General features: G+C 63.2%; 19 protein-coding genes. 8 read left to right on the plus strand and 11 right to left on the minus strand.

What is annotated here, in order from left to right; all coding sequences use genetic code 11:
- Window positions 1–63: 63 nt before the first annotated feature.
- Entirely contained in the window at window positions 64–867 is an 804-nt protein-coding gene (locus OU694_RS08830; RefSeq protein ID WP_308910633.1) for a hypothetical protein, read from the plus strand.
- Between the two features lie 217 nt (window positions 868–1,084).
- On the opposite strand, the gene OU694_RS08835 is transcribed toward OU694_RS08830, so the two are convergent.
- Entirely contained in the window at window positions 1,085–2,254 is a 1,170-nt protein-coding gene (locus tag OU694_RS08835) for a hypothetical protein (protein ID WP_308910634.1), read from the minus strand.
- A 26-nt stretch (window positions 2,255–2,280) separates the two neighbouring features.
- Between OU694_RS08835 and OU694_RS08840 the strand changes: the two genes are divergently transcribed.
- Complete coding sequence (locus tag OU694_RS08840; protein WP_308910635.1) at window positions 2,281–2,742, plus strand: RT0821/Lpp0805 family surface protein; 462 nt, start codon at window positions 2,281–2,283, stop codon at window positions 2,740–2,742.
- Window positions 2,743–2,805: 63 nt separating this feature from the next.
- Here the strand turns inward: OU694_RS08840 and OU694_RS08845 are convergent, their stop codons facing one another.
- The 7 genes from OU694_RS08845 to OU694_RS08875 all read right to left on the minus strand — a co-directional run bounded on the left by OU694_RS08845 (window position 2,806) and on the right by OU694_RS08875 (window position 12,387).
- On the minus strand, window positions 2,806–3,765 hold the full coding sequence (locus tag OU694_RS08845) for a ribonucleotide-diphosphate reductase subunit beta (protein ID WP_308910636.1): 960 nt from the start codon (window positions 3,763–3,765) through the stop codon (window positions 2,806–2,808).
- 86 nt (window positions 3,766–3,851) lie between these two features.
- Window positions 3,852–5,699, minus strand: coding sequence for a ribonucleoside-diphosphate reductase subunit alpha (locus tag OU694_RS08850; protein WP_373460341.1), 1,848 nt, complete (start codon window positions 5,697–5,699; stop codon window positions 3,852–3,854).
- 344 nt (window positions 5,700–6,043) lie between these two features.
- On the minus strand, window positions 6,044–7,000 hold the full coding sequence (locus OU694_RS08855) for an acetyl-CoA carboxylase carboxyltransferase subunit alpha (protein ID WP_308910638.1): 957 nt from the start codon (window positions 6,998–7,000) through the stop codon (window positions 6,044–6,046).
- 157 nt (window positions 7,001–7,157) lie between these two features.
- Window positions 7,158–9,293, minus strand: a complete 2,136-nt coding sequence (locus OU694_RS08860; RefSeq protein WP_308910639.1) for a penicillin acylase family protein — start codon at window positions 9,291–9,293, stop codon at window positions 7,158–7,160.
- A gap of 16 nt (window positions 9,294–9,309) precedes the next feature.
- Entirely contained in the window at window positions 9,310–10,215 is a 906-nt protein-coding gene (locus OU694_RS08865) for a site-specific tyrosine recombinase XerD (protein ID WP_308910640.1), read from the minus strand.
- Window positions 10,216–10,232: 17 nt separating this feature from the next.
- Entirely contained in the window at window positions 10,233–12,269 is a 2,037-nt protein-coding gene (locus OU694_RS08870) for a hypothetical protein (protein WP_308910641.1), read from the minus strand.
- A complete protein-coding gene (locus tag OU694_RS08875) occupies window positions 12,247–12,387 on the minus strand; it encodes a hypothetical protein (protein WP_289503894.1) in 141 nt (46 codons plus the stop codon). The genes OU694_RS08870 and OU694_RS08875 overlap by 23 nt, the downstream gene beginning before the upstream one ends.
- A gap of 163 nt (window positions 12,388–12,550) precedes the next feature.
- On the opposite strand from OU694_RS08875, the gene OU694_RS08880 reads away from it, so the two are divergent.
- From OU694_RS08880 to OU694_RS08905, 6 genes are all read left to right on the plus strand, one after another.
- Complete coding sequence (locus OU694_RS08880) at window positions 12,551–13,144, plus strand: shikimate kinase (RefSeq protein ID WP_373460343.1); 594 nt, start codon at window positions 12,551–12,553, stop codon at window positions 13,142–13,144.
- Window positions 13,137–14,267 carry a 3-dehydroquinate synthase gene (gene aroB, locus OU694_RS08885; protein ID WP_308910643.1) on the plus strand — a complete coding sequence of 377 codons (1,131 nt, stop codon included), beginning with the start codon at window positions 13,137–13,139 and terminating at the stop codon, window positions 14,265–14,267. Before OU694_RS08880 ends, aroB begins: the two co-directional genes overlap by 8 nt.
- A 20-nt stretch (window positions 14,268–14,287) precedes the next feature.
- Window positions 14,288–15,571 carry an HlyC/CorC family transporter gene (locus tag OU694_RS08890; protein WP_308910644.1) on the plus strand — a complete coding sequence of 428 codons (1,284 nt, stop codon included), beginning with the start codon at window positions 14,288–14,290 and terminating at the stop codon, window positions 15,569–15,571.
- Between the two features lie 84 nt (window positions 15,572–15,655).
- A complete protein-coding gene (locus OU694_RS08895) occupies window positions 15,656–16,387 on the plus strand; it encodes a helix-turn-helix transcriptional regulator (protein WP_308910645.1) in 732 nt (243 codons plus the stop codon).
- Window positions 16,388–16,485: 98 nt separating this feature from the next.
- Complete coding sequence (locus tag OU694_RS08900) at window positions 16,486–17,133, plus strand: acyl-homoserine-lactone synthase (protein ID WP_308910646.1); 648 nt, start codon at window positions 16,486–16,488, stop codon at window positions 17,131–17,133.
- A 28-nt stretch (window positions 17,134–17,161) separates the two neighbouring features.
- On the plus strand, window positions 17,162–17,395 hold the full coding sequence (locus tag OU694_RS08905) for a hypothetical protein (RefSeq protein ID WP_308910647.1): 234 nt from the start codon (window positions 17,162–17,164) through the stop codon (window positions 17,393–17,395).
- A 70-nt stretch (window positions 17,396–17,465) separates the two neighbouring features.
- Here OU694_RS08905 and trxA read toward each other — a convergent pair whose 3' ends face one another.
- From trxA to addB, 3 genes are all read right to left on the minus strand, one after another.
- Window positions 17,466–17,783 (minus strand): thioredoxin, encoded by a 318-nt coding sequence (trxA, locus tag OU694_RS08910; RefSeq protein ID WP_308910648.1) that lies wholly within the window; start codon window positions 17,781–17,783, stop codon window positions 17,466–17,468.
- 101 nt (window positions 17,784–17,884) lie between these two features.
- Complete coding sequence (gene addA, locus OU694_RS08915; RefSeq protein WP_308910649.1) at window positions 17,885–21,355, minus strand: double-strand break repair helicase AddA; 3,471 nt, start codon at window positions 21,353–21,355, stop codon at window positions 17,885–17,887.
- Window positions 21,352–24,360: a double-strand break repair protein AddB gene (gene addB, locus OU694_RS08920; protein ID WP_308910650.1), complete on the minus strand. Its 3,009-nt coding sequence runs from the start codon at window positions 24,358–24,360 to the stop codon at window positions 21,352–21,354. Before addB ends, addA begins: the two co-directional genes overlap by 4 nt.

Genomic DNA, 24,360 nt, shown 5'->3' on the forward strand with positions numbered 1-24,360 from the left:
CAGCTTTCGCTCAAGCTTGACGCGTTAGGGTTAACCCATCGATCAGCGAGAGGAGCGATCCATATGAGAAACGCCCGTGCAAAAGTGACCATCGTCCGCCGTTTCGGCATTTCGGCTGCCCTTGTCGCTGGCCTTGTGACGGCTGCGACCTACAGCGCCCGCGCTCATGACGCCCATGCACATGAAAAGGAGCCGCGCCACAGCGTCTATCCTTTCTATGTGGTGGTGAAGCTGGATGCTCGCCACGGGCGGCACGATGCACCGGCACTGGATCAGGCCCGCATGATGGATGCCGTCGCCCGGTGGCTGCCCTCGGGCGTGCGGCTGGTTGACCCGCGAGACCGCCGGGTGCGGCCCGATATGGTCCTTGCCGTCAATGAGCGCTCGTTCGACATGGATTTCAACGTGATGGACCGGAAACGTGCCAGCGCGCCCTATCAGAGCGGTACGTTCCTCGCCGGATGTGGCCCGCTTTACGGCGCCAGTTTCACCCGTGTGACCGAACAGGCAACGGCACGCTACAGCTATGATGTCCGGGTCAACAACCGGTTTGCGCCCGATCATGTGGCCACCGTGCACGGCCTGCAAAGTGACCGTTTCAATTATGGCGCCGGGCTTACCGGGCATGGCGCCTGCGGGACCGTCGCCCACGCCCCGGTCCCGGCAAACTGGGTGGCTGACCTGTTTGCCCGCGACGATCTCAGCACTCGCCACGGTATGGCCGACGGCATCCGCCGGAGCGCAGCCGAGGATATGGGCCGCAAGATCGCTGGCCTGATCCGCAACGAACAGGAGCGTGTGCTGAAGGCCGAGCACGACTGGCGTGCCAACGAGCAACAGTATGCCGACGCCCGCGGCCGGCGCTGACCCCGCCTGACAGAATTATCGGACGGCCGTCACTATGGCCCCTGTTTTGAGTAGAGGGTCGTCCGACTGCCGCCAGGGCACTTCCTAAAGTGCCCGCGGCGAAAGCCCCTCCCCGGTGTCACCAAGCTCCTCCTCGCTGGAGCCGGCACCGGGGAGCGCGGCTGAACCTTCCGGCCCGATTGGCTCTCGGGCCGGCTTTTTGTTTTCTTCGAAGCCCTTAAAGGAAGCTCAGCAGGCTGGTCGCCCCGCCGCCCAGGCCAAACGCCCGGGATATATTCAGGGACGTTTCATAGTTCCTGACGATCGTATTGTAATACTGGTCATCCAGCCCTGCAGCTTCGCGTTCCTCGACGCTCATCGAGCCATATTGCGCGATCAGCTTCTTGGAAAACGCCGTGGGATCGCCGGTGCCGCCTGCTGACTGGAAGGCACTTTGCACGCTTTGGCCGAACCGGGATTTCATCTCCGAGCGCGCGGCGGCAATTTCCGTGCTGGTAAATGTGTCAGTGCGGTTGAGGACGATCGCCGAAAGGGCCCTGCTGCCGAATTTCGACAGATCCTTCAAGTCTCCGGCTTTTGCATAGATGTTATCGAGCCCCGCGCGGGCGTCATCGGAGACATCGGCAAAGGTGCGGTCCTTAACCTGCTCGCCTTTGGCCACGCGCCCAAGATAGGCCACCACCGGATCGCTCTTGATCCCCTGTGGCGGCTGGCCCGGATTGCTGTTCAACTGCCCGAGCGCCTGGGACACCGCCGCATAGTGTTGCTGCCATTCGGCAGATTTCTTCTCTTCGGCACTCGCAGCATCCAGATATTCGAGGGACGCTTCATAGAGATCCCTGTAGCTTCCCGTTACCTCAAGGAGCGAGTGAGCGCCCGAGAGTGCGGCATCAAATCGTTGCTGCAGCTCCGATTTTGCCGCCTTCTGCTCATCTGCCGTGAACTTGTTGCCGGTGTTCTGCGCAATGGCAAAAACCTCTGCCCGCTCGAAACCGGAAAGGTCAACCGCCAGCTTGCCGTCTGTGAGGGGCGATGTGCGTCCGAGCCCGTCCAGGAGTTCGGTCAGTTCCCGGCGAAGCTTGTCGGTCTCGTCGTCGTCTGCCGACTGGCCACCCCTCGCAAGGGCCGCCCTGCCCGCCTCAGACAAGGTGACACTGATGGCACTGTCGGAGAAACCATGGGACGGCTGCCCGGCTTTTTGCGGCTGTGGTTGCGCCTGAATATCGGAATAAGTCCGATTGTTCGCATATGGCAAAACATAGGCATTGGCGATGATGCTTGTCATGTGTCGACCCCCGGGGAAACTGGACTGCTCGCCTGAGTAGCAAGCGCCGTGCCAAGGGAACGCCCTCTTTGCCGCACAAAATGGCCCCATTGCCGTGGTCATCTGAACGTCCAGACGGGAGAAAGATCATGAAGACCAATTTTCCTTGTGGAATCCTTGCCTGCTGCCTCGCCCTCGGGGCCTGCGGCTCGGTCAGCAAGACCGAGGCCGGAACAGGCATCGGTGCAGTATCAGGTGGCGTTATCGGCAAAGCCATAGGCGGCGGCACGTTCGGGCTGATCGCGGGCGCGGTGGCGGGTGGCCTCCTCGGCCACGAGATCGGAGAACGCATGGACAAACGCGACCGCGAAAAGGCCCGGCTTGCGATGCAACAGAGCCTTGAATCCGGCCGCACCGGCTCGGTCTCGCACTGGCGCAATCCCGATACCGGCCACTATGGCATGGTGGTGCCGGGCGAGGCCTATACGCAAAACGGCCAGCCCTGCCGGCCTTACCGCGAGGCGGTGACGATCGACGGCAAGGCGACCGAGGTTGAAGGAACGGCCTGTCGCCGGGATGATGGTGTGTGGGTTGTCAGCAACGGCAGGTAGTCGCACGCCGCTGCATACAAAGAAAACGGCCCGCCAGATATCCTGCGGGCCGTTCTTTCATTCTCAACTGAAGGCTTCGTCCCAGCTGCCGCGGGTAGCCGCCTTCGAATATTCGGTGGCGCGGTTTTCGAAGAAGTTGGTGTGTTCCACCGCATTCAGCATGTTATCGAGCCACGGCAGCGGATTGTCCTCGATCTGGTACATTGCATCGAAGCCGAGCTGGCCGAGGCGGCGGTCGGCAATATAGCGGATATATTGCTTCACTTCCTCGGGCTTCAGGCCCTCGATCTCGCCCATCCCGAACGACAGGTCGATGAAGGCATCTTCATGTTCCACAATCGTGCGGCAGGCGTCGACGATCTTTGCCTTCAGGTCATCGGTCCAGATTTCCTTGTGTTCGGAGATCAGCGTCTTGAAAAGCTTGATGATGCTGTCGCAGTGCAGGCTTTCGTCGCGCACCGACCAGGAAACGATCTGGCCCATGCCCTTCATCTTGTTGAAGCGCGGGAAGTTAAGGAGCATCGCGAAGGATGCAAAAAGCTGCAGCCCCTCGGTGAAGGCCCCGAACACAGCGAGCGTCAGCGCGGTCGACGCCAGGTCGTCCGAGTTGAACTGCTGCATGTAATCATATTTATCCTTCATTTCCTTGTACTTAAGGAAAGCGGAATATTCCGTCTCCGGCATGCCGATCGTATCGAGAAGATGGCTATAGGCTGCGATATGGATGGTCTCCATATTCGAGAAGGCCGACAGCATCATCTGCACCTCGGTCGGTTTGAAGACCTTGGTATAATGCTTCATGTAGCAATTGTTCACCTCGATATCCGACTGGGTGAAGAAGCGGAAAATCTGGGTCAGCAGGTTCTTCTCGGACGGGGTCAGCTTGTTCGCCCAGTCGCGCACGTCCTCCGCGAGCGGCACCTCTTCCGGCAGCCAGTGGATCTGCTGCTGTTTCAGCCAGGCTTCATAAGCCCAGGGGTAACGGAAGGGTTTGTAGACGTGGCGTTCTTCAAGCAGCGACATGGGCAAAGCCTCGAAACGAAAGGGTCGGGATCAGGCGGGACGGCTGCAATTGCCGCCCCGTTCGCGAAAAGGAGCTGCCTGCCGCCTTATTGGCAGGCCAGGCATTCCTCGTAATTGGTGGTCGTCTGCACCGGCATTTCGGCAAGCGCCAGCTGCACGGCTTCGGGCGTTTTCTTCTTCAGCGTGTCGTTCGAGACAACCTCGGCGCGCTGGATCGATTTCGACCGGCAGTAATAGAGGCTCTTCAGGCCCTTCTTCCAGGCCTGGAAGTGGATCTGGTGCAGGTCGCGCTTGTGCACGTCGGCCGGCAGGAAGATGTTCACCGACTGGGCCTGGCTGATGTAGGGCGCACGGTCGGCGGCAAGTTCCACCACCCAGCGCTGGTCCAGCTCGAACGCGGTCTTGAACACGGCCTTTTCCTCGTCCGAGAGGAAATCGAGATGCTGCACCGAGCCTTCGTTGACGGTGATCGAGGTCCAGACGGCTTCGGTATTCATGCCCTTCTCGGTGAGGAGGCGGGTCAGCGCGCGGTTGCGCACGTTGAAGCTGCCCGAAAGCGTCTTCTGGTTATAGCTGTTGGCCGCGATCGGCTCGATGCCGGGGCTCGACCCGCCGCAGATTGTGGAGATCGAAGCGGTCGGCGCAATCGCCGTCTTGTTCGAGAAACGCTCCATGATGCCATAGTCAGCCGCATCCGGGCACGGGCCCCGCTCCAGCGCCAGTTCGTGCGAGGCACGGTCCACCTCGGTCTGGATATGCTTGAAGATGCGGTTGTTCCAGGCTTTCGCGAGCGCGCTTTCGAACGGGACCATATTGTCCTGCAGGAAGCTGTGGAAGCCCATCACGCCAAGGCCGACCGAACGCTCGCGCATGGCGGCGTAGCGGGCCTTCACCATGCTGTCGGGCGCACGGTTGATGAAGTCCTGCAGCACGTTATCAAGGAAACGCATCACATCGGGGATGAACTGCTTGTCGTCTTTCCATTCCTTGTAGGTTTCAAGGTTGAGGCTCGACAGGCAGCAAACAGCCGTGCGCTCGTTGCCAAGGTGGTCGACACCCGTCGGCAGCGTGATTTCGGCGCAAAGGTTCGAGGTTTTCACCGTGAGGCCCGCGAGCTTGTGATGCTCGGGAATCTGGCGGTTCACGGTATCCGAATAGATGATATAGGGCTCGCCGGTTTCCACACGCGCGGTGAGAAGGCGAATCCACAGGGCGCGTGCCGAAACGGTGCGCACGGCATGGCCATCCTTGGGGCTCGTCAGCGCGAACTGCTCGTCGGCCTCAACCGCGCGCATGAATTCGTCGGTCACCAGCACGCCGTGGTGCAGGTTCGGCGTCTTGCGGTTCGGGTCACCGCCCGTGGGGCGGCGCAGCTCGATGAATTCCTCAATCTCCGGATGGTGGATCGGCAGATAAACGGCGGCCGAACCACGACGCAGGCTGCCCTGGCTGATGGCAAGGGTCAGGCTGTCCATCACCCGCACGAAGGGGATGATGCCGCTGGTTTTGCCCACACCGCCGACGGTTTCGCCGATCGAGCGCAGATTGCCCCAATAGGAGCCGATGCCGCCACCACGGGCCGCGAGCCATACGTTTTCGGTCCACAGGCCCACGATGGAATCGAGCTTGTCCTGGGCCTCATTAAGGAAGCAGGAAATCGGCAGGCCGCGGTTGGTGCCGCCGTTCGACAGAACGGGCGTTGCGGGCATGAACCAAAGCTTCGAGATATAATCATAGAGCCGCTGGGAATGTTCCTTGCTGTCGCCGTAATAGCTGGCCACACGGGCGAACAGATCCTGGAAACTTTCACCGGGCATCAGATACCGGTCCGACAAGGTTGCCTTGCCAAACTCGGTCAGGAGATCGTCGCGGCTGCGGTCGATCTGAACCGCGCCACCGTGCTCGTAATGCGTGACCTCAAACATGGTGCCCATAACTCCCTTTACCACCTGATTCGGAATCGTTCTCTTCATTCCGCCTCAGGTGCCAGCAAACCAGCATGCCTGAAAATGGAACAAATGTCGAACATTCCGACATTTCTCTATGTTTTGCTTGAAGTTGGGGGACAGCCGCCCTCAGTGCCCCGCTAGCAACGCACCCCCGAACTCGAAAATCGAGAATAAGGACAAACGGGGGGGCTCGTCAACATAAAGGGCAAAACGTTGGAAGCGCTACAATATGTAGTGGCTGATGGGTGTGAAAAAGGCGCCGGATTTTGGCCCGACGCCTTCATTCTTGCCGATTCGCGGTCCCTTTGCGGGGCTCCGTCCGATGCGGCTTAATTGATGCCTTTTGCCCCCATGGCGAGGAATTTTTCACGGCGCAGGCGGCGCAGCCGTTCGCCGTCCATCCCGGCCATGGATTTGAGGCTTTCCTCGATGGCGTCACCGAGCATGTTCATGGCGCGCTCGCGATCACGGTGGGCGCCACCAAGGGGCTCCGCGACGATCTTGTCAATCACACCGAGGGTGAGAAGATCCTGCGCGGTGATCTTCAGCGCGGTTGCCGCATCCTTCGCCTTTTCGTTGGTGCGCCACAGAATCGAGGCGCAGCCTTCAGGCGAGATCACCGAATAGATGGCATGTTCGAACATCAGGACAGTGTTGGCCGCCGCGATGGCAACCGCACCGCCCGAGCCACCCTCGCCCACAATAGTGGTCACAAGCGGCACACCGAGCGACAGGCATTTGTCGGTCGAGCGCGCGATGGCCTCCGCCTGGCCGCGCTCCTCGGCGCCCACACCAGGGTAAGCACCCGAGGTGTCAACCAGCGTGATGACCGGCAGGCCGAAGCGGTCGGCCATGTCCATCAGGCGGATCGCTTTCCGGTAGCCTTCGGGCCGTGCCATGCCGAAATTGTGGCGGATGCGGCTTTCGGTGTCCGATCCCTTTTCATGGCCGATGATCACGCAGGCTTCACCGCGGAAACGGGCAAGCCCGCCGATCACGGCTTCGTCTTCCCCAAAGGTGCGATCACCGGCAAGCGGCGTGAAATCTTCCGTGAGGTGCGCCACGATATCCTTGAAATGGGGGCGCTCCGGGTGACGCGCCACCTGCATCTTCTGCCAGGGCGTCAGGTTTGCGTAGGTATCTTTCAGGAGGCGACCAAGCTTGCCTTCAAGCTGGCCAACCTCGGAACCGATATCGAAATCGCGGCCGTGGCTGAAGCTCCGAAGCTCGCGGATCTTGCCCTCGAGCTCGGCAATCGGCTTTTCGAATTCGAGAAAAGTCATCATCTGGCGTTCGCCCTTTTCAGTTGGGACTGTTTTATTATCGCGCGTCACGGGGCACGCCTCTCCACGTCTGTTGCTCCGGACTTCGGGCGCAAAATCCCCGAAGCTTCCCGGCCTGTCAACACAAGAACCAGCCGGTCCAGTAATCAGTATGGCACGCTCAGAGGCGCCTTGAAGAAGTTTTTTCGGCCATCAGGGCTTCCCGGTCAAGGGGCACCTCGCGCTCCTCTTCTCGCACGAACATGTCCATCTGGTCTGTATGATGGGGCGAATCCGGCCGCCCGGCCGCCGCGCCGAAGCTGTGGGCCGAGCGCGCGGTGAAGCCGCCCTTGCCATCCCAGTCGGCGAAAAGGATATAGCTGTCGCCCGCCACATCGCGCATGCGGCCATCGGCGTCCCGCTCACCGTAAACCGCGCGCAGGATATCGGGCCCACCCGCTATCGGCAGGTCGATCCCGCCGCGCCGCAGACGGCTCACCTCGCCCCATTCGGGGTCGATCCGCCCGAACCGGGTAACGAGATAATTGAGCGCCACAGGCAGCCGCCCCCAAACGTCCGGCATCGGTTCGTCCGCTTCCCATGCCTTGATCATGGGATAGAGAAGCGCGATGCCAAGCGCGGCCGAGCGGTCATCCAGCGCTGTCCCGCCCCGCCAGCGGCGCAGAAGGTCGACCCCTTCGCGTTCCTCCACGCCAAGCCACACGGGCGGCTCCAGAAGCGCGGTCCGCAGCGCCACAAGTGGCGGGTAGGAAGGGTCGAAGACCTTGTCATATTTGATCTCGCGGAAGGCATCGGGGCTGACGGGGGCCGCGAGCGTCAGCAGGCGGTTCAGCCTGAGCGCCCGGTTCGTCAGGTTCCCCTGCACCCCGAGGCGGGCCGGGAAATCGTCCGGCACCGGGGCGCCGGCGCCAGTCGTTGCCAGATAGGGGCTGTTGTTGGCATTGAAGACAATCCCGCTTTCCGGGTTCACTGTCTTCGGAACCGCGCTGAAGGGCTCATAGCCTTCAACGAAGATCGAGCTCTGGTCCCCCGGCACCAGCTTCCGCCAGTCAAGGCCCGGCACATTCGGCCGCTTCGGGAACTGGGCATTATAATAATGAGCGACATCGCCAGAAGCCGTCGCCATCACATAATTGAGGCTCGGCAGGCTGCCACGTGCCAGTGCCGCCTCGAAGGCCGCGCGGTCCTTCGCCTTGTTCAGCGCATACATGGCATCGAGCATGCCAAGCTCGCGGTAGCCTGCGAACCGCACGGCATAATAATCGCCATTCACCTCGACCACCGGGCCGAACAGGGTTTCATAAACCGTGCGTTCGACCGTCCAGTAAAACGGTCCCCAGAGCTTCACGCGGATCGGCACGGTGCGGGCGGTCATGGGCGCCCATTTGTTATCCAGCGTATAGGCAAGCGCACCGCCGGGGTGGCGGCGGATCCTGAACACATCGACAAGATCGGGCGTGTTCACCGTATTGGCCCAGCCGAGATCGGGTCCTGCTCCGTGCAGGATAAGGGGCGCACCGGGGAAGGTGCCGCCAACCATGTCCCACCCCTCTTCCGATTTCACCCGCGCCTCATACCAGGCAACAGGGCCGGTAAGCGGCTGGTGGCTGTTCACGAGAAGCCGGGTGTGTCCGTCCGTTGTCGCCTTGGGGGCAAGCGCCACGCCCTGGCTGCCAACCGGCAGGCTCTCCTCCTCTTCCTCGGGCTGCGCACTGCTTGGCATGCCGGGATAGGTGCCAGCGAACAGTGCCGAGATCGCCTTGTCGAAACCATAGAAAAGCGGCGTCTTGAACGTGAAGCCCGCCACCACATCCTCGCCCTTCACCGGCAGCAAAAGGCTGGAGGCTTCGCCCGGATGGGTGGCGGCATAATGATTGATGCCATCGGCATAGGCTTCGGCAAGGGCGCGGGCCTCGGCGCTCACCTTTGTCGCATAGCCTTTCTCGACCGTGCGCTTCACATCCATGAATCCGACGAGGAAATCGGCTGGCGCCGCCGACGGACCTTTTTCAGCGGCGAGCATGCCACGGGTGGCCAGCACCACATCCTGGATGGTCGGGAAATCGTCCTCGGCATGCGCGAAAGCGAGGCCGAAGGCCACATCCACATCACGCGCGCCATAGATATGCGGCACGCCGTAATCGTCACGGATGATTTCCACGTCATACCGATCGGCAAGGTCCAGATAACGGTCAGCAGGTACCGGCTTCGGCCCGGTGGCAACGATCCAGAAAAGCCCCCAGACGAGAAGTGCGGGCACGAGGGCAGCCACGGGATAGCGGGATCTGGTCGTCATCGTCGGGCTCCGTCACTCATGCATTGTCACTGAGGGGATGGCGGTCGAACACCAGCGCCTTCAGGCGGGCATCCAGCACATGGGTATAGATCTGGGTTGTCGAGATATCTGCGTGGCCCAGCATCTGCTGTACGGCGCGCAGGTCTGCCCCGTGCGCCAGCAAATGGGTCGCGAAAGCATGGCGCAGCTTGTGCGGGCTGACGAGATCCAAAGGCACGCCCGTGTCAATCGCCAGTCGCTCCAGAAGCTGCCCCACCCGCCGCCGGGTGACGTGCCCTTCCTTCGCCGTGCGCGAGGGAAACAGCCACGGGCTATCGCCTTGGTCTGCCACCTTCACGGCTGCCTGATAGGCCAGAAGGGCATTGCGCGCCTTTTCGCCCATCGGCACCATCCGTTCCCGCCCGCCCTTGCCGCGCACGGTGAGGAGCCGCGTCTCGGGGCCCACCGCCCGGCGCGGCAGGCCGACAAGCTCGCTGACCCGAAGGCCCGTGGCGTAAAGCGTTTCAACAAGCGCATGCAGGCGCAAGGCCGCAAGGTCACCGCCGGCGGCTTCCGCCTCGGCATGATCAAGCAGCCGGTCGACATGATCTTCAGAGAGGACCTTCGGCAGCGGACGCCCGGCGCGCGGACTTTCAAGCCCCGCTGCTGGATTGTCGCCGCGCAGACCATCGCGGTAGAGGAATAGATAGAATTGCCGGAGGGCCGACAGGCGCCGGGCAGCAGTCGCCGCCTTGAAGCCGCGCGCGGCGAGGTCGGCAAGATATCCCCTGATATCGTCTGTCGTCGCGGTGCCAAGGGGACCGGCGAGCCAATCCCCGAAGTCTTCAAGGTCGCGAGCGTAAGCCATAAGGCTGTTTTTTGCCCGGCCCTTTTCAGCCGCCAGCATCTCCAGAAACTGCTCTATCAGCCGGCTGTCGCCCATCGGACCGCGCCCGGGGGTCAAAGACCCTGGGCGATCAGGATTTCGAGCGCGAGCTGACGGGCTTCGCCCTCGAACCCGGCACGCCGCAGCGTCTGGACAACCGACCCGGCAGGCGCCGGCGAAACATCGGCAAGCCCCGATTCCGCCACGATCCGGTAGCCGTTTGAAAGCACCAGCGGACGGTCACCCCCGTTCGAGGCCAGCAGCAGACGCCGCCACACGGCAGGTGCGGTCGCCGATTGCTCGAGCGAGACGGGGCCATCTTCAAGCGACGACCATGCCGCATCCGGCACGCTTTCACCAAGCGCTTCGAGAAGGCTGAACAGGAGGCCGGCTCGGGCATAGCGGCGATCATCCGTGCCCTGCGTGCTCCACCATGTCGGCAGCGGGCCGGCTTCGGGGCCGGGTACATCCGGCATGCCGGCCACCAGCAGCAGCGGCCAGACCTCGGTCAGCAAGGCTTCATCGATCGGGCCGGTCATATTATCGCGCAGGGTGCGGAAGTAGGCGGCCGCCGTTTCGGTTTGTCCGGCCAGCAGCAGGCTGCGGATCACCGGGCCCGCCACCGCGCTGTTGGCGTTCGCGGGATCGACATCAAGCCCCATATGGGCCAAGGCGCCGCCCAGAACCGCCACATGGCCAAGGCGCACCGCGCGCGCCCACAGTTTGGCAAGGGCCGCCTGCCGCGCACCCGCGTCGCCGTTTGTTACAGCGATATGGGCAAGGGCCGCATCGATCACAAAGCTGTCGTTTTCTATCGTGCCGTCATCCATCGCGGCAGCGAGTTCGGCTTCCGTGAAGGCCTGCCCGCCGATGAAGGCGGCGAGCGTGCGATCGTTGACCCAACCCTGGGTCACCGCAAGCGACACGAGATCGAACTTGGCATCGCGCGACAGGGTCTGGATCGCGAGCGCGGGGCCGACCGCGAGCGGGTCGATTTCCTCGGTCGTCAGTTCGCCGACATCAACAGCGGCAAGGCCAGCCATCGTCACATCCAGCACATCGACCTTCAGCTTGCCTTCAAGGGCAACCGGGGCGGGCGGCACGGGCGCACTGGCGCCACCAGCCGCACGGGCCTGCTCGGACGCGACCAGAATGCGTTCGATCATCTGGTGCACTTCGGGACCGACGTCAGTCAGTTCTTCCAGAATACCCATCTGGAAGCGTACCGCATCGCGGTTGCCATCGACGGCGCTACAGAAAGCCAGCAGGCGAATCCAGTAGGGGTCGCCCGTGTTGGTGCGCTGCGTATCGGCCACATTGCAGGCCTCGGCCACACGGCCCGCCAGCAGGTGAGCATCCGCTGCCTCATGCGCCAGCATCGGCCAGGCCTGCCCTTTCGGCAGGTTTTCGAAAAGGCGGGCAAAGCCCTCGCTGTCACCGGCGCGCGCCAGAAGGTCGAGCCGCGATTTCACAACCGCCTGCATCGACTGATCATCCTCCGGCGCCGGCAGCACCGGGCCCGAAAGCGCGAGCCTTGACGCGACGGAGCCGAGAAGCCGCGAACCACTCGGGGACGGCAGGCTGTCGAGGATCGAAACATAGGCCGCACGGCTGAGCCCTGTAAAGAAGCCCGAAGGCAGGCCTTCGGATGTCGCCGCCACGGTCGAGGGGTCGAGGTCATTGAGCGCCCCTTCCTCGATCGGCACGCCGTCCATTGGAACCACGGCTTCGGCCGGACCCGGCAGGCTGGTGCCCTCGGCCACCGGCGGCGTCACCGCTTGCGCATCACCCACCGTCGGCGCCGCTGCCGTCACACTGCCAACCGGCACATAGGGGGCAGGCGAAATGGTGCGCGGGGCGCCAAGGGCGGGGGCGGAGGACATGCGTCCGGCATTCGTGGCTGTCGGCTTGCCGCCCAGATACCAGGTGCGGCGTGCGGCATGCTCGGACTGAACCACCTCGGCCGGCTGTGCCTGATCGGCTGCCGTTTCCTCTGCTGCGGTTTCGGTGGTTTCTTCGGTGGCTTCCTGCGCGCTCGCTGCAGCACTGCCGAGGAAGGCGAAGGCGGCTCCGGCGAGGAGCAGGGCCTTACGACGGGAAGCGGTCATCATTCAGCGTCTTCGTCACGGGCTGGGCCGGTGCAGGAATATCCCAGGTCAGCAGGAAGATGGTCCCCCCTGCCAGTGCTGCGAGGATAACGATGAAGGACACTTTCTTGAGCTTCGACATCAACCGAACCCTTTTGATTGAATGACTTGAACTACATGTTGCAGCGGTTGCATGCCTTTATAGGCCGCCCCGGCCCCCAAGTCCAGCCATGCCCTGAGACGCCTGTGCGGCAGCGCAAAAAACCGTGGCTTTGCCTAAGGCGCCCGTGTAAACAACGGACATGATGACCAAGAGACCCGCCCGCAAGGCAGCCCGGGGCAAAGCCGGGGCAATGCCGCCCATAGACCGGTCGATCGTCCTTGTCGGCCTCATGGGGGCCGGGAAGACGACCGTGGGCCGCCGCTTGGCGCGCAAACTGGGGCTTTCCTTCGTCGATTCCGATCACGAGATCGAGGAAGCGGCCGGCATGTCGATCGCCGAGATTTTCGAAACCTATGGCGAAGCCGAATTTCGCGCGGTGGAACGCCGCGTGATCGCCCGCCTGATGGACGGCAAGCCGAAGATACTGGCGACCGGTGGTGGTGCCTTCATCAATGCTGAAACTCGCGCGCTCATCCAGGATACTGCCGTATCGGTATGGCTGGATGCCGATGTGAATGTGCTTGTCGAGCGGACTGGCCGCCGCAACACTCGCCCGCTCCTGAAGGGCGGGGACCCGCGTGAGATCCTCGCGCGGCTCGCGGCCGAACGCTCCCCCATCTATGCCGAAGCCCAGCTCCGTGTGGTATCGGGCGACGGCCCGCACGACGACGTGGTGACCCGCGTGATCGAGGCGCTGGCAAGCCGCGCCGCGCCGAAGGAGACAGCCAGTGCCTGAAAGCCTTGACGCTTCCACACCTTGCGAAGCCGTGCGCGTGCCCCTTGGCGACCGCGCCTATGACATCGTCATTGCGGAAGGACTGATCGACCGGCTGGGCACAGAACTGGCCTCCGTCCTGAAACGCCCCAAGGTGTTCATCGTGACCGACACCCGCGTCGCCGAAGCCCACCTTGGCCGCGCGCTCGCCGCCCTTGACCATGCGAACATCACCGCCGAAGTCGTGGTGCTGCCGTCGGGCGAAGCCACCAAATCCTATGGCACCTTCACCGAACTCCTTGACCGGCTGCTGGGCCTCGGCGCGGAGCGCAAGGATATCCTTGTGGCGCTCGGCGGCGGCGTGATCGGCGATATCACCGGCTTTGCTGCCTCCGTCCTTCGCCGTGGCATGGATTTCGTGCAGGTGCCGACGACGCTTCTGGCGCAGGTCGACAGCTCCGTCGGCGGCAAGACCGGGATCAACAGCCCCTTCGGCAAGAACCTGATCGGTGCCTTCCACCAGCCGCGCAAGGTGATTGCAGACCTTACGGCCCTCGACACTTTGTCCGCGCGCGAACTCAGGGCCGGTTACGCCGAAGTTGTGAAATACGGCCTGATCGACGACCTGCCCTTCTTTGAATGGCTGGAAAAGGCAGGCCCCGCCATCCTTGCCGGCGACCGCGCCGCGCAGGCCCGCGCCGTTGCCCATTCCTGTGCCGCCAAGGCACGGATCGTGGGCGAGGACGAGCGCGAAACCGGCGACAGGCGCGCCCTCCTCAATCTCGGCCACACATTCGGACACGCGCTTGAAGCCGAGTGCGGCTACGACGGCACCCTGCTGCACGGCGAGGCCGTCGCCATCGGCATGGGCATGGCGCTGGATGCCTCGGTTCGGCTCGGGCTTGCACCGGCGGCCGACAAGACGCGGTATCTTGCCCATCTTGCGCACGTCGGCATGAAGGCGCGCGCTGCAGATATCGGCCGCACGTTCGATATCGATAAACTGATCGGCCATATGGCGCAGGACAAGAAGGTCGATGCCGGCAAGCTGACCTTCATCCTTGGCCCCATCGGCGGCGCCCGCATCGTGCAGAATCCCGACCTTGCCGCCATCAGGGCGAGCCTCGAGGATTCCCTTGCCTGACAACAGGATGGTGACGAGCAATGACTGAAGACATATCCGGCCTCAGCGGCGACATCTGGATCACCGCCGGAATCATCATCGTCCTTCTGATGCTGTCGGCGCTTTTTTCGGGTTCCGAAACCGGCCTCACGGCTTCGAGCCGCGCGCGCATCCACCATCTGGCCAAGGAAGGCGACGTCCGCGCCCGACGGGTTGAAAAGCTCCTTGAAAACCAGGAACGCCTGATCGGCGGCATCCTGCTTGGCAACAATCTGGTCAATATCAGTGCCTCGGCACTGACGACCGGGCTTTTCCTGCAGCTGTTCGGCGACGAGGGGGTGGTTTACGCGACCCTCGTGATGACAGCCCTCGTGCTGATCTTCTCGGAAGTGCTGCCCAAGTCCTACGCCATCTCGAACCCGGATACCGTGGCGCTTGCCGTTGCCCGCGTCATCGGCATCATCGTCGCGCTTTTCGCGCCGGTCGTTGCCCTTGTGCAGCGGATCGTGCGCTTCACGCTCGCTATCTTCGGGATCGATATTTCCTCCAGCCAGAGCATCCTTTCCGCGCACGACGAAATCCGCGGTACCATTGATCTTCACCATCACGAGGGCGGCCTCGTGAAATCGGACCGCGTGATGCTTGGCTCCATTCTCGATCTCGACAATGTGGCCGTTGAAGACGTTATGGTACACCGCCGGGCGATGCAGGTGGTGGATGCGGCGGCGTCTCCCGACGAGATCATCAACCAGGTGATGCGCAGCCCCTACACCCGCCTGCCGATCTTCGAAGGCAACCCCGAAAACATCATCGGCATCCTGCATGCCAAGGATGTGCTTCGGGCCTTGAAGCGCGCCGGTAACCAGACAAGCCGTTTCAATGTGCGCCGGGTGATGATGAACCCGTGGTTCATCCCCGAAACCACGACGCTGCGCGAACAGCTTGCCGCCTTCCTTGAAAAGAAGAACCATTTTGCGCTGGTCGTTGACGAATACGGCGACCTGCAGGGGCTTGTGACCCTTGAAGACATTCTCGAGGAAATCGTCGGCGACATCACAGACGAGCATGATTCGGCCGTTCCGGGCGTCCGCGTGCTTGATAACGGCTGGATCGAGGCCGAAGGCACGGTTTCGATCCGCGAGCTCAATCGCACCTTCGACTGGTCCTTGCCGGACGACGATGCCACCACGATTGCCGGTCTTGTTGTCTATGAATCCGCAACGATTCCCATCGTCGGGCAGAAATTCCGCTTCCATGGCTGCGAGTTCGAAGTCACTGCACGGCGCCGCAACCAGATCACCGGCGTGCGCGTGCGCAAGGTCTGACCGCATTCTTCTTTCTTGCGCACGGCGCTCCGTAGCCCCAAAATAACCCCATCCAGATGTATCGGACGGTTGAGAGGGCAAAACGTGGCGACGGCTGGCATCGATTCAGTAACCGGTGACATGCTTGAACGGATCGGACAGACGTCCGATCTCGACGGTCTCAAACAAGCTGCGCAAACTGCCGTCGAGGCGCTGGGCATGCGCGGCTATTATTTTGCCGTTTCCGATCCCGCCAAGGTCCGCCATATGGTCGACGACCGGCCCAAGGAATGGCTGGACCGGTACCGCCACAAGGGCTATTTCGCCTTCGACCCAGTCTATACCGCGATGCTCGGCCCCACCCGCACCTTCACCTGGGATGAGGTCTATGCCGAAAGCGACCTCAGTCGCCCGGCTTTCCGGAAGCTGCAGGAAGGGCGGGAGTTCGGCTTGACGAACGGCCTGGTGATCAAACACAACCGCGGACCGCATGACCGGTCCGCCTTCTGTTATTATTCGGATGCTGACCGCGATTTCTTTCACCTTGTGAAAGCAAAACGCCCGAGCCTTGTGGGTGTCAGCCACGCCATCATCGAGAAGTACAAGACTATCATGGGTCCAACAGCCACACTTCCCATCCTTTCCGGCCGCGAAATCGAATGCCTTAACTGGGCAAGCGCCGGCAAGACGAACGACGAGATCGCCGGTATCCTGTCGATCTCGGCAAGTACCGTGAATTCGCACTTGCAGAAGGCCGGCCAGAAGCTCGGCACCCATACCAAAATCAGCGCAATCGTGAAGGCGGTACAACTGGGGATCGTGAGCCCGCACTATTAATCCCGCATAGGGTTATCCAAATCATCGGTTGCGCGACCTGACAAACCCCGCCGCCTTATCCACAATCGGGCTCCACATCCCACGGAAGGAGCCCGACCATGGAAGTCATCCTCATTGCCCCGTCGCTGCAGCATCTGTTTGCTGCCGAACTCGACCAGGCCTTCGCCCTCCGTCACAAGGTTTTCAACCAGCAGATGGGATGGGGCCTGCCCCACCGCAACGGCCGCGAAAGCGATGTCTATGACGGCCATGCCTGGCACCTGATGGCCTTCGACACACCGGGCCGGCTTGCCGGCTACTGGCGCCTGACGCCGAGCACCCACCGCAACCTCACGGCCGAGGTGTTCGGGGACCTTTTCGAAGGCGGCGCCGCCCCTTCCGACCCTTATGTGTGGGAACTTTCCCGCTACGCCATCGACAGCGACCAGTTCGCCGGCCGCACCCAGACCATGAAGAAGCTGATGCTCGCCATGGGCTGCGGCCTGATGGAATTCGCCATTCTCCATGGCATTACCGAACTTTTGAGCGTGCAGGACGACCATATCGCCCGCCACACAAGCACACTCCTTGGCGACCCCGAATGGGTGTCGGAGACCCGTGATTACGGCGCCACCAACGCCACCTGCTACGCCTATGCACCGTCGCTCGAGCGGCTTTACGCCCTCAGGGTGCGTTACAATCTCGGCACGCCCGTGCTGTCCCAGTATCACCTCACCATGCCGACCCTGCAGCGCGCTGCTGCCTGAGGCCCGCATCATTCAAAGGAACCCAGTCATGGACGATATCAAATTCATTCTGGAAGGCGACATGATGGCCCTCGGCCCGCGCCTCGGCCCTGAACAGAAAGCACCGCTCGATACCAAGGCCCGGTGGGAAGACAGCGTGGCCCGCTTCTGCTTCGCGGCCGCCCGGATGCCCGCCCCTGTACTTGAAGGCTTTCTGCAGCTTCTTGAAACCTATGACGAAGCACAGGATATTCAGGTGACCGGTCCCTGCGGACATGCTTGAAATCAAACAGGCCAGCAAAAGAAAAGGGCGCCATCAGGCGCCCTTCTTGTTTCAGCATTTGGCCGCGCGGTCAGATCGCGCTGTTGATCCACTGGCTGAGCGCCGCTTTCGGCTTTGCGCCAAGCGTGGTTGCCACCGGCTCGCCACCCTTGAAGATCAGGAGCGTGGGGATCGAGCGCACGCCAAAACGGGTCGGCGTTTCGGGGTTCTCGTCAATATTCATCTTGGCGATGACGATATCGTCGCGCTCGCCCGAAATTTCTTCAAGAACCGGGCCGATCATCTTGCACGGGCCACACCAGGGCGCCCAGAAATCGAGAAGAACAGGTTTGCCGGCATTCAGGACTTCGGCTTCGAAGGATTCGTCGGTAACTGCGATGGTAGCCATTTTTAATACTCACTTTCTGTCTCTGTCGGCCGGCTAGGCACAGCCATGATTTGTTGCGTTGGGCTTAAGGTAAGGAGGCCCCGCTTGGTGGTCAAGGCACGTCACGCACTGGTGATGCCATCATTTCTGCCACTCGCCATCAGTTCAACTAACGCTTCTTCAAGGCGTTCTTCTGGTAGTTCCATCAGCCGGGCGCCATCGGTCCACAACAGGGCGGCCCGAATGCGCTTGCCCGGATGCAGGGCTTTCAACGCAGCCCGATACAGCGCCATCTGCTTCATGTAAAGGGGGGCAACGCCTTCCACCGCAAGGGGCGGCGGGCGGTTGGTTTTATAGTCCACAATCAGGATCTGGTTGCCGATGGCGACAAGCCGGTCCACCTGACCGGCGAGCGCCCTGCCCCCGATCACGCCGGCCACCGGCACCTCGGCCCGACTGCCAGGGCCGAAGAGCGGTGCGAACACAGGATCATTGAGGATCGCATCAACCTCGCGGGCGAGAGCGGCCTGTTCCTCCGCCGTCAACCCGTGCGCGGGCTCGGCCAGATAGCGCGCCGCTGCCGCCTGCCGGTCAGCGGCATCCATTTCCGGCAACCATTCAAGAAGCGCGTGAACGAGCTTGCCGCGCGCAAAGCGGCGGGCGGCACGGGCGGCGAGCGGACTTGCCGCTGCAGGCTCGTCATCATCGGGTCGCGAGGGCGCGAGTGGACGGGGCGGTACGGGTTCGGAGGGGGCTGCTGCATGCAGCCACGCGGGCGCGGGCACGGCGGTGCGGGATGCCTCGTCCGCCGCTGCCGCTTTCACCTCCGCCGTCTGCTGCACTTCGTGGCGCAGAACCTTCAGCCCGTCCGGGCCGTCGGCTTCCAGTGCACCGAGCCGCTTGAAGCCTTCCTCGATGGCGGTAAACCAGCTGTCGTCACCCGCCGCCTTCTTGCCCTGCCAGCCGGCCACATACAGCCGGTCCTCGGCGCGAGTAAGCGCCACATAGAGAAGCCGCCGGTATTCAGCAATCGCCTTGGCTTTCAGCTCGCCCTTGAGGCGGGTAACGAGCGGCAGGGTCGCGCCTTCCTTCGACCACATCAGGAGCGGCGCACCGCCATCCTCCGGCGCGAAGTCGAGGATGCGGCCATCCTTCGAAATATCGGGCAGCGACGTCAGGTCGGTCAGGAACACGATGGGCGCCTGCAGCCCCTTGGCCCCATGGCACGTCATCACGCGGACCGCGCCGCCTGCAGCCTCCATATCGCGCTTGACCTCGGCCCCCGCGCGCTCGACATGCGTCAGAAAACCGAGCAGCGACGGGGCGGCCGTGCGCTCATAGGCCAGCGCCTCGGCCATGAAAGCATCGACCGGATCATGGATATCGGCGCCGAGCCGAGCCGCCAGCCTCTCCCGCCCGCCAAGGGGCCCAAGGATGCGGTTCATGAAATCGAACGGGGTCAGGTGATCGGCCGCATTCAGCGCCTGCAACAGCCAGCCATAGGCCGCCTTCCAGTCATCGCGTTCGTGCGCGCGGGCAGCAAGGCTGACCCAGAGGCTCATCTCGCCGCGGCCATGGGCGAGATCATACAGCGATTGCTCACTGGTCCCGATGAAAGGGGATTTCAGCACGGTCGCGAGCGTCAGGTCATCCCCCGGCTGCAACACCGCGCGGGCGAGCGCCATCAGGTCCATCACCGGCAATTCTTCGGTCAGCACCATGCGGTCCCGGCCTGCGACCGGCACCTGCAGGCGTTTCAGCGCGCGAACCAGATGGTCGGCAATCGCCCCCCGTTTGCGCACGAGGATCAGGATATCGCCGGCCGTGATGGGCCGTGCCTTGGAGACCAGTATTTCCCCCTTCCGGATCATGTCGCGGATGCGCCGCGCGATGCGCCATGCCGTGCGCTGGGCGGCGTCATCGACCTCCTCCTGCACCAGGGGCGGGGTCCATGCTTCTGCCGCACCATCCTCGCTGCCGCGCGGCACCTCAAGCGGCCAAAGCTCCACAAGGCCACCCGCTCCCTTGCGCGAGAAATCATGCCGCACGCTGGCGCCCGTGGCCGTCAGCCCGATCCGCGCCGGGGCTTCGTCATGGAAGACCGCATCGACAAGTGCGAGCACCGCCTCGCCCGACCGGAACGACCGGTCCAGCGGCACGGTGTCGGTCGCGGCTTCCGCCCCTTCGGCGCGGGTGAAAAGCCGGTTGCGCGCTTCGATAAATTCGCGCGGGTCGGCCCGCTGGAACGAGAAGATCGACTGCTTGTCGTCACCCACCGCGAAGACCGTACGCTGCACATCCCGCGCGCCAGCGCCCGAGAAAAACTCGTTCGCCACGGCTTCAACCACGCTCCACTGGTCGCGGTTCGTGTCCTGCGCTTCGTCCACCAGAATATGGTCAATCTCGCCGTCGAGCTTGAAAAGGATCCAGGCAGCGATCCCCTCGTTTTCCAGAAGCTGTACCGAGCGCTGGATCATATCGTCAAAGTCGATGAGGCCGCGTTCAGCCTTTACGGTACGGTAGGTATCGAGCATCGCGGCACCCAGCGCGAGAAGTGCTGCGGTGGTTTCCGCCACTGTCGCCGCCGTCAGCCGTTCCCGCACGAACAGCAGCCGCGCCGTTTCCTTGGCAATCACCTCGGCCAGTGCGGGGTTCGCCGTCAGTGTCGGTTTGTTGGCGACCGTCTTCCTTGGCTCATATTTCTGGGTGAGGAAAACGAGGCTCATGGCATCGAAAAGCGCTTCACGCTCCGCCCCTTCGGCCGCCAGAAAGTCGGCAAGCGGCCGGGCGCGGTCGGCTTCCGAGGCCGAGCCTTCCATCATTGCGGCGGCAAGGGCGCGGAGGCCCGCCTCATCCATCGCGGCAGGCGCGCAGGCCGAAGCACGAATCTTCTCTGCCGTGTCATCCGGCGAAAGCCCGAGCGAACGACGGAGTGCGGCCACCATGCCGTCTGCCGAACCATAAGCCGCCATCGAACGCGCCATCAACGGGCCATAAAAGGCCAGGTCGCCAATCACCTCGTCGAACGTATTCTCGGTGACGCGGGCAGCGACCATGTTGAGCGCTTTGCCTAGTTTCAGGCCATCCTTTCGGCGCGTTTTAGCCAGCATTTCGTCCCGCGCGCCGGCCATCACCTCGCCCGCCAGCGCCTCTTCCATGCCTTCAAAGCCCGGCGCGATCCCGGCTTCCAAGGGGAAGCGGCCAAGGAGCGACTGGCAGAAGCTGTGGAAAGTCATGATCTTCAGCCCGCCCGGCAGATCGAGCACGAGCGCGAAAAGACGCCGCACGCAGGCCAGCATGTCGGCGTCTGCGCGTTCGCCTGTGCGCACCAGAATGCGACCCGCAAGTTCCGCGTCCGTCAGCCGCGTCCATTCGCCAAGCTCGGCGAAGATGCGGCTTTTCATCTCGGCCGCTGCGGCCTTGGTAAAAGTGAGACAAAGAATTCGTTCCGGATGCGTACCGGTGACCATCAGCCTCAGCACGCGCGCCGTCAGGACGTGTGTCTTGCCGGTGCCCGCACTCGCCGCCACCCATGCAGTGAGGGCGGGGTTGGTGGCGCGTTCCTGCGCTTTGGTCATCAGGGGGCCGCTCATGCTTCGTCCCCCTCGAACGGGTCGCGGGCATCGCGCCATTCTTTCAGCCGCGCCAGATGGTCATAGTCGCCGTAGCCATGTTCGTGCGCGCGCGGGTTGGAAAGATAGGCCGTATCAGGGTTCGCGAAGGCATCCACCAGCCGCACCAGCCCTTCTGCGGCGGCATCGATGGTGCCACGCACATCCTTCACCGGGCTCTTTTCTTCCTGGATCGGGTCACCGCCCGAGATATGCCAGAAAACGAGGTCCCCGACCTGCCCTGGCGCCACATCCTTGAAGCCGCCCGCCTCGGCGAGCCAGCCTTCCAGCGGCAATTGTGGCGCAAAGCCCGCCTCGATACGTTTGGCCGTTGGCACATTACCAGTCTTGTAATCGATGATGACAAGGCTGCCGTCCTCGCGCTTGCGGTCGATCCGGTCGGCCTTGGCAAAAAGCGTGAAATCGCGTCCCGGCAATTGCCGCTCGGCCCAGACCTCGACGGCCAGCGTCTCGTGCGTTTCCGTCCGTGCTGCTTCGTTTTCCACAAACCAGCGGGCGATACGTTCGAACCGCGGCCACCAGAAGGCATAGACGCCGGGCTGGCTGAGGACGGGAGCAAAGCTTTCGCGCCCGATGGCCAGAAGCCGCTCGACCCCCGCCTCGCCCACACGCGGGCCGGGCTCAGCGAGGAACCGCTCAAGCGCATCGTGCAGCAACGTGCCTTTCTTGGCAGCGTTCGGTGGTTCATCAAGCGCATCCAGCACTTCAAGTTCCAGCACCTTGCGCGCATACAGGCTGTAGGGATCACGCATCAGCGTTTCCACCTGCGTGACGGACAGGCGCTTCGGTCGTGCCTCGACAGGCGGCTTCGGCGCCGGTGCCTCGATCCGCACGAGGGCAGCGGGTGCGTCGAGCGCCGCCGCCCAGTCAAGATAGCGATGGGCGCGCGGCACCGGCTTGCCGGCCAGCGCCTCGATCCGGAAAAGCCAGCGGCTTTGCACCGTGGGGCTGCCCGCCACCTTCAAGGCGCGTGACAGGATCACGCGCGGGGCGGCTGCCGCCATCAAGAAATCGTGCGCGGCCTGTCCCACCTTGCGGTCCTCGGACGGCAGGTCGAGCTTGCGGCGCATTTCGCCGTTCATCCAGGGATCCCGCACAGGCTCGCGCGGCCAGCTGCCTTCATTCAGCCCGCCAAGGATCATCACATCCGCCCGTATGAGACGCGCTTCCAGCGGCCCGAGGATCGTCAGGCGCGGATGCCGCCCCCACACGGGCCGCACCACAAGCCCGATCAGCCATTCCGCAAAGAGTGCTGCATAGGCATCGCCGCCAATCGGCCCGGCGATCGGGGCTTCATCGATAATCTCTGCAAGGAGGGCGGCAATCGCATTACCTGCCTCACCGCGCCACAGGACCACATCGCCGGCGTCATGATCGTTGCCGGCAAGTGCCTCGGCCACGGTCAGGTGGGCTTTCAGCACAAGGCCCGCTGCCTTGTCCTCGTCCACTGCATCCTCGAACGGCTTGAGGATATCGATCAGCCGATCAAGCCGCTTGATGTCTTTCTCAAAACCTTTGGTCGCCTTGGCCCGTTCCCGGAGGCCTTCAAGTCCCGCCGCCGGGCGCGGACCACGCAGCACCAGCCGATCAAGGCGCCGCACCCAATCAAGGAACGGCCCGCGTGCCCCGCCCGCTGCCGCAAAGGGATGCTGCAACAGGGCGAGAAGCGGCACCGGCGCGAAATGCTTGGCTGCCGCCTCGGCGAGCAGCAACAGGAAACGCCCGGTGAGGCTGAGAATCGCCGGGTCCCCCGCCGAATCGTCCACCTTCACCCCGAAACGGGCAAGTTCCGCCTTCACATAGCGGGCAAGGGCGCGGTCGGGCGTGACGAGGGCGGCGGTGCGTTCCGGCGTTTCGATAGCTTCGCGCATCACGCAGGCGATGGCGGCGGCTTCCTCACGCTCGGTCGGTGCCTCGATCATCTCCATACCGGCGAAAATATCGACGTCTGCCCGTTCGCGGTATCCGGCAGATTGCCAGTAGCCGGTCGCCTCCGCCGGGCGCAGGGCATCAATGATGAGTGCGAGCCGGCCATCACTTCGCCCGTCCGGCGCAGCGCTTTCGTCCCACGGCTCCACCTCGTCGCGGCTGACCTGCATGGTCTCGAGAAGTGCTTTCAGCATCGCTTGCGGATGGGTCTGGTTACGGTGCGCCTTCGCGTCGATCACGTCCCATGCATCAGCATCGATTTCGGTGTCCAGCCCCGGCAGCACCACCATGCCTTCGGGGAGCCGCGAGACGACCTTCAGAAGCTCGGCCGTGGCCGGCACCGAGCCGGTCGAACCCGCCGCCACGACCATCCCCTTCGGCGGATGATCGGCCCAAAGTGCGGCAAGCCGCCGGATCATCGTATCGCGCCGCGCCGCCGGGTTCATCGCGCCTTCCTCGGCGAGCACAGCAGGCCAGATACGGGTGACGATTTCAAGGAATTCAAGCGTGATGCCCCAGTGTTTGGCAAATTCCTCCGGCACCAGGTCCTTGAGCTTCGCGAAATCCGCACCAGCGGTTTCCATCTCGTCCATCAGCCGGGCGAGCGTGCGGGCAAGCCGCCAGCCCTGCGCTGGCGACAGGGCGCCAAGATCGAGCGCCCGGCGCGCTTCCTTCTGCCACCGCGTCAGGCATTCGAGGAGAAGCCCCAGCCGCCGCACATCGCCGATGGCCGGCGGCAGGGCACCCGCTTCGGCGCCGAGTCCGGCGGGCGACAGAATCAGTTCCTCGTCCTCCACATCACCAATGGCTCGCATCACCGGCAGGATCAGCGCGCGGTCACCCCCTGCCCCCGGCAGCATGCGCAGGAACGCCTCGCGGAGCGCGCGCTGGCTGCGGCGGTTGGGCACAAGCAGCGTAACATCAGAAAGCGGAATACCGGCGGCCTCCACCCGTGCCATCAGCCCGCGCACCAGCGTGTCGGCAAAGGGCAAGGCCGGGTCGATGGTGAAGACCTTGGGGGCGGCGGCGCGGATCAC

The organism is Pseudokordiimonas caeni (assembly GCF_026719705.1).
Lineage (GTDB): Bacteria > Pseudomonadota > Alphaproteobacteria > Sphingomonadales > Kordiimonadaceae > Gimibacter > Gimibacter caeni.

Bases quoted from the DNA above. Each gene is read 5' to 3' on its own strand.
- OU694_RS08830 (WP_308910633.1), top strand. From the start codon at position 64: ATGAGAAACGCCCGTGCAAAAGTGACCATCGTCCGCCGTTTCGGCATT.
- OU694_RS08835 (WP_308910634.1), bottom strand. From the start codon at position 2,254: ATGACCACGGCAATGGGGCCATTTTGTGCGGCAAAGAGGGCGTTCCCT.
- OU694_RS08840 (WP_308910635.1), top strand. From the start codon at position 2,281: ATGAAGACCAATTTTCCTTGTGGAATCCTTGCCTGCTGCCTCGCCCTC.
- OU694_RS08845 (WP_308910636.1), bottom strand. From the start codon at position 3,765: ATGTCGCTGCTTGAAGAACGCCACGTCTACAAACCCTTCCGTTACCCC.
- OU694_RS08850 (WP_373460341.1), bottom strand. From the start codon at position 5,699: ATGGGCACCATGTTTGAGGTCACGCATTACGAGCACGGTGGCGCGGTT.
- OU694_RS08855 (WP_308910638.1), bottom strand. From the start codon at position 7,000: ATGATGACTTTTCTCGAATTCGAAAAGCCGATTGCCGAGCTCGAGGGC.
- OU694_RS08860 (WP_308910639.1), bottom strand. From the start codon at position 9,293: ATGACGACCAGATCCCGCTATCCCGTGGCTGCCCTCGTGCCCGCACTT.
- OU694_RS08865 (WP_308910640.1), bottom strand. From the start codon at position 10,215: ATGGGCGACAGCCGGCTGATAGAGCAGTTTCTGGAGATGCTGGCGGCT.
- OU694_RS08870 (WP_308910641.1), bottom strand. From the start codon at position 12,269: ATGATGACCGCTTCCCGTCGTAAGGCCCTGCTCCTCGCCGGAGCCGCC.
- OU694_RS08875 (WP_289503894.1), bottom strand. From the start codon at position 12,387: ATGTCGAAGCTCAAGAAAGTGTCCTTCATCGTTATCCTCGCAGCACTG.
- OU694_RS08880 (WP_373460343.1), top strand. From the start codon at position 12,551: ATGACCAAGAGACCCGCCCGCAAGGCAGCCCGGGGCAAAGCCGGGGCA.
- OU694_RS08890 (WP_308910644.1), top strand. From the start codon at position 14,288: ATGACTGAAGACATATCCGGCCTCAGCGGCGACATCTGGATCACCGCC.
- OU694_RS08900 (WP_308910646.1), top strand. From the start codon at position 16,486: ATGGAAGTCATCCTCATTGCCCCGTCGCTGCAGCATCTGTTTGCTGCC.
- OU694_RS08905 (WP_308910647.1), top strand. From the start codon at position 17,162: ATGGACGATATCAAATTCATTCTGGAAGGCGACATGATGGCCCTCGGC.
- trxA (WP_308910648.1), bottom strand. From the start codon at position 17,783: ATGGCTACCATCGCAGTTACCGACGAATCCTTCGAAGCCGAAGTCCTG.
- addA (WP_308910649.1), bottom strand. From the start codon at position 21,355: ATGAGCGGCCCCCTGATGACCAAAGCGCAGGAACGCGCCACCAACCCC.